This window comes from Paenibacillus ihuae, assembly GCF_001368795.1.
GTDB classification, from domain to species: domain Bacteria; phylum Bacillota; class Bacilli; order Paenibacillales; family Paenibacillaceae; genus Paenibacillus_AQ; species Paenibacillus_AQ ihuae.
Genome location: NZ_LN831201.1, coordinates 191,408 through 197,760 on the forward strand (window position 1 = coordinate 191,408; position 6,353 = coordinate 197,760).

The 6,353-nt window shown below is 53.9% G+C and carries 4 protein-coding genes and 1 pseudogene; 1 reads left to right on the forward strand and 4 read right to left on the reverse strand.

The window, feature by feature from the left end:
- A partial coding sequence (locus AQR02_RS35665; RefSeq protein WP_148449213.1) for an IS3 family transposase occupies window positions 1-124 on the forward strand: 124 nt, incomplete at its 5' end.
- A 183-nt stretch (window positions 125-307) separates the two neighbouring features.
- Here AQR02_RS35665 and AQR02_RS25265 read toward each other — a convergent pair.
- From AQR02_RS25265 to AQR02_RS34875, 4 genes and pseudogenes are all read right to left on the reverse strand, one after another.
- Complete coding sequence (locus tag AQR02_RS25265) at window positions 308-3,535, reverse strand: hypothetical protein (RefSeq protein ID WP_054943147.1); 3,228 nt, start codon at window positions 3,533-3,535, stop codon at window positions 308-310.
- Window positions 3,536-3,668: 133 nt separating this feature from the next.
- Window positions 3,669-5,006 carry a glycoside hydrolase family 30 protein gene (locus tag AQR02_RS25270; protein ID WP_054943148.1) on the reverse strand — a complete coding sequence of 446 codons (1,338 nt, stop codon included), beginning with the start codon at window positions 5,004-5,006 and terminating at the stop codon, window positions 3,669-3,671.
- A gap of 98 nt (window positions 5,007-5,104) precedes the next feature.
- Window positions 5,105-6,121 (reverse strand): LacI family DNA-binding transcriptional regulator, encoded by a 1,017-nt coding sequence (locus tag AQR02_RS25275; protein WP_054943149.1) that lies wholly within the window; start codon window positions 6,119-6,121, stop codon window positions 5,105-5,107.
- Between the two features lie 51 nt (window positions 6,122-6,172).
- Window positions 6,173-6,353, reverse strand: a pseudogene (locus tag AQR02_RS34875) (hypothetical protein); the annotation flags it as partial.

The following is a 6,353-nucleotide window of genomic DNA, read 5'->3' on the forward strand; positions in this document are numbered from 1 at the left end:
ACAAGCCTATGAAGAAATCTACCAGTACATTGAATTTTTCTATAACCGCAAACGAATCCACGGCGCCCTAGGCTACATATCTCCGGTCCAGTTCGCAGCGAGATTCAAGCGAAAAGCAGCTTAATTTTGTCTTTTGGTGTCCACTTTCTTGACGGAGGTCCATTATCCCTCTATTTTCCGCTTACCCCTCCATTTCCGCCAAATCAGAGGGATTTATCCCTCTATTCTCCGCTTCCCCCTCCATTCCCGCTTACCGAGCCTTACAGCAATAAAAAAGGGAGGCTTCATCAGCCCCCCGCATTTTCCTCTACACCATTTCTGCCCGGATCGATGTTATCTCTCCCCGCCGCAGCGCTTCGGCGTCCTCACCACGCACCTGCGATCCGGCAATCTGCCGGACAGTGCCGTCACTGTAGACCAGTGTGAGCTGTCCGATGACCGCACGCTCCGCACCGTAAGTATCCGCATGCCGCGGGTTATAATAGGTTACTTCCGTCCCTCCAAGGAACGTAAACGACAGGTTGCCCTGTTCGTCAAATAGCCAGCCTGGCAGCGCCGGCGCCAATTCCAGCGTCAGCCCGCCATTCTCTACCGAGAACATCCGGCTTCCCGCCATCATCGTTCTCCACATGCTCAGGAACTCTGCTGTGGAGCCGCTGAGTCTGGCTACGAAGCCCCGTCCATGAGTTCCCGGATCCGGGTTGCCGCCTGTGCTGATGAAGGAGGAATTCTCCAGTGTGCTGCGCCCGTAGACCTCCGGATCAAGGAACGGAATCAGCGAAGTTCTCAGTTCGCTGAAGAATTCCTCATACAGCCCCGCCTTCAGCAGGGCCAGTAAATACTTGTAGGACATATGCAGGAAATTCGACTCCCGCTCCTGCCAGCCCGGTGTGAACGCCCGGATCCGCCCGATTTCATGCGATTCCTGCTCCAGGGATACAGAAGTCCGGTACATCGAGGTTACCGGATCGAACAATCCGCTATCCTTAACCGCACTGTAGATTTTCTTGGCCTGGCTGGTGCTTTCCAGGGTTTTAAGCCAGCGGGCCGGACCTTCCAGGAAATACGGCAGGGCGATCGCCTCGAATTCCTCCACTGTAGCCTTCGGCAGGCCATAGCCGCTAATCACCGGTTTACCCGCCTCATCCGTTACCGGCTGGTACCGCACAGCCTCAAAGCGGAAGTACGTCGGAACCAGTCCGCCGCCCATTTCAACAGCCCGGTCAATCCCGGCGTTAATTTTGTGCAGGAACTTGCCCAGCGCTTCCCGGATCACTGCAAGGCTAACATCAGCCTCCTCACCGGTGATTCCAAAACGGATACTCTCACGATAGGCCTCGCGCGCTGTAGCTACAGTATCCCAATAGTCAAATTCAGTGAGCCCCCCGCCAAGCACCGTGGCTGCAGCATGATGCACCCGCTCCAGCAGCAGGGCCATCTCTACCGGAAGTGCAACTGCCTTTTCACCCGTTTCTCCGCTCTCCAGGGACTCCAGCAGGAAGAGAATCATCCGTTTCAGCTCAAACGTTTCGCTCATCCCTGAGCCGAATAAGCCCGGAAGACCGTTCATCGCGTCATTCCAGCCCGGCTTGTTCCCTTCCATTTCTACCCCCATGCCGTAAGGATCAAGGGTAGCAAACTTGCTCAGGGTCAGGGACAGCATTTTGACGAACAGGCTCGTGCGGTAAATCTCCCCGAACCCGCCTGCCGTGCGCAGCCACTGGGTATCACCGGCTTTACGCTGCAGCTTATGCAGCTTCTCTTCATCTTCCAGCAGCGCACCATACTGCCGGACCTTGCCTTCGCTGATTACATACTTTTCGCTGCGCGGAAGCACATAAGCCGGGCTGTCATAGAAGGTGTAGGTCTCATCCCCGAACAACAGCTCTTCCTGCTTATCCGGGAAAACATCCAGGTAACCTTCGACCAGATCCAGATTATAGGTCCAGTGATCGCTCCAAAAGCCTTCGCCGAATGCGGCCTCAATATTCTGCTGTGACAGGGCAAGCACGCCGCGGAGAAACTCCTGTTCATCCACCTTCAGCACCGCATCATGATCGGCGATGTAGTTGATCAGCCGGCCCGGGGTGAACTTCCCTAAGCACAGCTCCGCAAGCTCTGCCTGGTGATCTGCTGCGGAAGCCGCAATCCACTCTTTAAGCTTCTCGGCATGTTCAGGCCGCACTTCAAAGCTGGTCCCCTGCACACTGAGCGGATTATAGCCGTCGGCCTGAATCAGGCTGTAGAACATTTTGATGTTGAAGCTGCCAACCTTCGGATGGAAAAACACATCATTCCGACGGTTCTGGTTCATATCGCGGAAGTTTCCGTTCCCCTGTGAATAATATTCCGGGGCCAGTGAGAAGAAATTGTAGTCCCGCTCCATATCGCCGTGCTTGCGTGAGTACAGGTGTACTACAAAGCCGTCATTTCCATTGTCAAAAATAAACGGATACCCGCCGCGCAGGAAGTTGTCGAGATACGACTGGCGGCAATAAGCATCGAACAAGGCTGAAGAAGTACGGGTGGCGATGTCAGCGGTCAGATTCTCGGTCAGCTCAGCCGCTTCCTGCGCCTTGCCAGTAATATATTCATCACGGCAGAGCTGATCCGCCTTCCGGTTGATTTTATCAATGTCGCTGACATGCCCGATAATCGTGTTCAGCGTCAGCTTGCTGCCTGGAACCAGAGTCCGCGTACTGCCGCTGAAGCCGCAAGGCACCTTATTTACCGGATACTGCGGCTGCTCCAGGAGCTCAGTCAGGGACAGCCCGGCGAACCGGTCCGGATAAGCAAGGGAGGTGTTGCCGCCAAAGATCAGCTCGAAATCGACAACCGGCTTCAGTAACTCCCCTTCCCCGGTAAAGGACAGATAGAAATGGCCGTTCTGGATTTCACTGATCTGCGCATCATCGTTCGTGCTGGAGCGCAGCTTGTAGAAGGGGATGCCTTGCTCCAGATTGTAGACTTCCATCCAGCTGCGCAGCAGGTTGCCCATTTCCTTGTATCCGCTGTTGGCTGACCCGTACGGAAGGATCTCCGGCAGGCCGTCCAGCAGCTCAAGCTCAAGCTCTTCACTGCCGGTATTCTCAATCTCCACCCGACGCACAAGGGCTGCATAGTCGTCATTTGGCAGATTGAAATAGTGCACGGTCGTCTTCAGGCCATGAACGGCATGGGACTCCTCGATCGTCAGCCCGTTTGGCAGAATCGTCATCTTACGCTTGGCCGCCGGATCGGGACGGGACGACTGGAACGGCTCATAGACCTCCTGAGAATGGCCCAGCTTAAGGAACGTGCGGAAGCCGGAGGATGATACATTTTTGTGGGAGATGTTCGCCGGTGAGAACTCCATGATCGGCGAGTTTTTGTCGCGCACCCCAAAGCTGCACACCCCCTGACCGCGGTTAACATAAAAGGTCCACATCGGAATCCCCTTAAGCCCGGCAAGCCCGGGTAAAAAACTGGCAAACGGCTTGTTCTCATGAAACTGCTCCATCACAAATTTGCCGGAATCAAAATAATAATTACTCATGTTGATGACCTCCTAAAAGTTTTGTTAGCATTACATCTTGGATTAGCTTCGTACAAAACTCGCATCGGAAGCATACGCTTAGTTTTGTTAGCACATAACATCTTGCCTGCTCCCAGTTTTGTTAACGCCGCAATTACGAAATCATATGTGTGGTAATGGAGTGCGGCGGCAGCTGGGAGCCGGCCTGCTCATCCCCCAGCCCAAGAGTCACGCTGCGTGCTTCCCCGCTCTCATTCATCAGCACAACAGCTATGCTGCCGTCCGGGTTGCGGAAAGCTGTGGACAGAATACCTTCTGCTGTGGATTCCAGTCCGATACGCACGGCCCCGGGAGCGATGAACTTGCTGAAATGCCCGATGTAATAATACGAACTGTTGTAATGAACCTCATCCGTAACCGTATCGGCGATAACTGGCGCATCGCAGAAATTGCCCACATGATTGGGCCCTCCGGTCTCATCCAGCACCAGATTCCAGTCCAGATACCCTTCCGTCCAGGCATTCAGATCACCGATCATATTGCGTCCGTAACGTTCTCCGGTGAACCATTCGCCAAGGCGCACTCCGCCTTCCTGGCAGCCTTCCGTGAACAGCACATGCTTATCCGGGAAAAGCTCATGCACCTTGGCTACCTTGTCGAATTCCTCACCGCCGTACCAGTGGATACCGGTACCCCATACATACTTCGCAGCCTCCGGGTCTGACAAAATAGGAGTTACACGCTCTACCATAATGTCGCGGTTGTGATCCCAAATGACGATATTTACATCCGCCATTCCGGCTTCATGCATAGCCGGGCCGAGATGATTTTTGACGAAATCCCGCTCTTCCTCAGCGCTGTATACACAGGAATCCCAGGTTTGCACCGCTGCCGGCTCATTCTGTACGGATACGGCCCAGACCGGAATCCCCTCTTTACGGTAAGCTTCAATAAACTTTGTGTAATACCGCGCCCAGACAGCGGCATACTCCGGCTTCAGCGATCCGCCATTATTCATCTCTCCGTTCGTCTTCATCCAGGCCGGCGGGCTCCAGGGCGAAGCCAGCATGGTAAAGGTGCCGCCTTTGACTTCCATGGCATCCTTAATCAGCGGCAGCACCCATTGATGATCATGGGAAATATCAAAGGTAGCCAGCTCTGTATCCCCATCCTGGACGTATGTATAGTTGCCGAGCGCGAAGTCACAGCTATGAATATGCACGCGCCCCATGCAGTAGCTTAAGCCTTCCTCGGGGTGAAAATAACTGCGTATCACCTCCGCCCGCTTACCCGGGCTCATCCGCGACAAGGTATAAGCCGCTGCTTCCGTAAAAGCGCCGCCAAAACCAATCACCTTCTGGAACTCCTTCTCCGGCTGCAGCTGAATATCAGCAGGCTGGCCGGCGGTATAGGTCTTAAACTGCAAACCTTCCCGTGGACTTAACCGTTCCCCTGTTTCTTTTGCTGTTACGACCGAGCGGGTTGCTGCCATTATGAATCCATCTCCTTAGTTAGGTTTAAAAACTCAAACCCAAATCGAAACCGGTTTCGATTTGTTTCGAAAAAAAAGCGCGTCCCGGCGAAACGCTGTTAAACCTCGCCAGGCGGCGCACAGGATTCCCGCACAACCACTTCCACAGGAAGTACGATGGCTTCCATTCCTGTCCCCTTGCGGTCAATTGAAGCAAGTAAAATTTCCGCTGCCCTTGTGCCAAGATTAGCCGTGTCCTGCCGGACTGTCGTTAGTGCCGGTGTGACGTATCTGGCAAGCTCGATATCGTCATAGCCCATAACGGAGATATCTTCCGGTACGGACAAGCCGTTGTCCCTGGCCGCCATTACGGCACCCAGTGCCAGCAAGTCGCCTGAAGCGAATACGGCAGTTGGACGGTCAGGCAATTCAAGCAGCCTCTGCATGGCGGCATACCCGTTCTCCAGTGCATAGAATGCGCCTTCAACGATGTAATCCTCACGAAGCTCCAGACCGTGCACCTTCATCGCCGCCGCATAGCCTTCCTCACGCCGTCTGCCCGGAATGGTGTTCATGCCGCCGGAAATATGAGCAATTCTGCTATGTCCCAGAGAAGTCAGATACTCTACCGCCAGCATTGCTCCGGCCGTATTATCCGAGCAGACCGTATGAGACTGAGCTGTCTCATAATCCAGAATCACTGTCGGAATATCGCTCTCCAGCAGCTCCAGGAAATACGGGTCTTCATAGTCGGAGAGGAACACCACCACACCGTCGACACCATGAATCCGGCAATTCTCCAAATACCCGCTCTGCTTGCCGCCGACATCCTTCGAGATGAACATCAGGGCATATCCTTTGGCTACAGCCACCTGTTTGAAGCTCTCAATAACCGCACCGAAAAAGGGATGGCGGATGCCTACCCCCGTGCCCTCCACAAACAATACACCGAGGGTCCAGGACTTCTTCGTGGTCAGTGTCCGGGCATGCGCGTTAGGCAGATAACCCATCTCCCGGGCTGTACGCAGAATTTCCTCCCGCGTCTTTTCCCGCACATCGGAATAGTTATTGAACGCCTTAGATACCGTAGTCGGAGAGTAACCGGTTTTTTTGGCGATATCATATATTGTAGTCATTCCGGTTCACCTCCAGGGTCAAATGAAAGCCCTTTTTTGTTCATTGCCATTCTAACTTCTTTCCTGCCGGCCGTCCAGCATAAAATAACTCTGCACCGGCGGCAGCAGGGTAACTGCCTGAATAAGCAGCCCAAGGCTTGTATAGAATACATGCACCATTGAGACAGCATTCATCATGTACGTCTGCACCAGAATCCAAATAATCTGCCCAAAGCCGATATAAAGGGAGAAT

What these genes read in the sequence shown, in the direction of transcription:
- AQR02_RS25265 (WP_054943147.1), bottom strand. Translation starts at nt 3,535, where the DNA reads ATGAGTAATTATTATTTTGATTCCGGCAAATTTGTGATGGAGCAGTTT.
- AQR02_RS25275 (WP_054943149.1), bottom strand. Translation starts at nt 6,121, where the DNA reads ATGACTACAATATATGATATCGCCAAAAAAACCGGTTACTCTCCGACT.
- AQR02_RS25270 (WP_054943148.1), bottom strand. Translation starts at nt 5,006, where the DNA reads ATGGCAGCAACCCGCTCGGTCGTAACAGCAAAAGAAACAGGGGAACGG.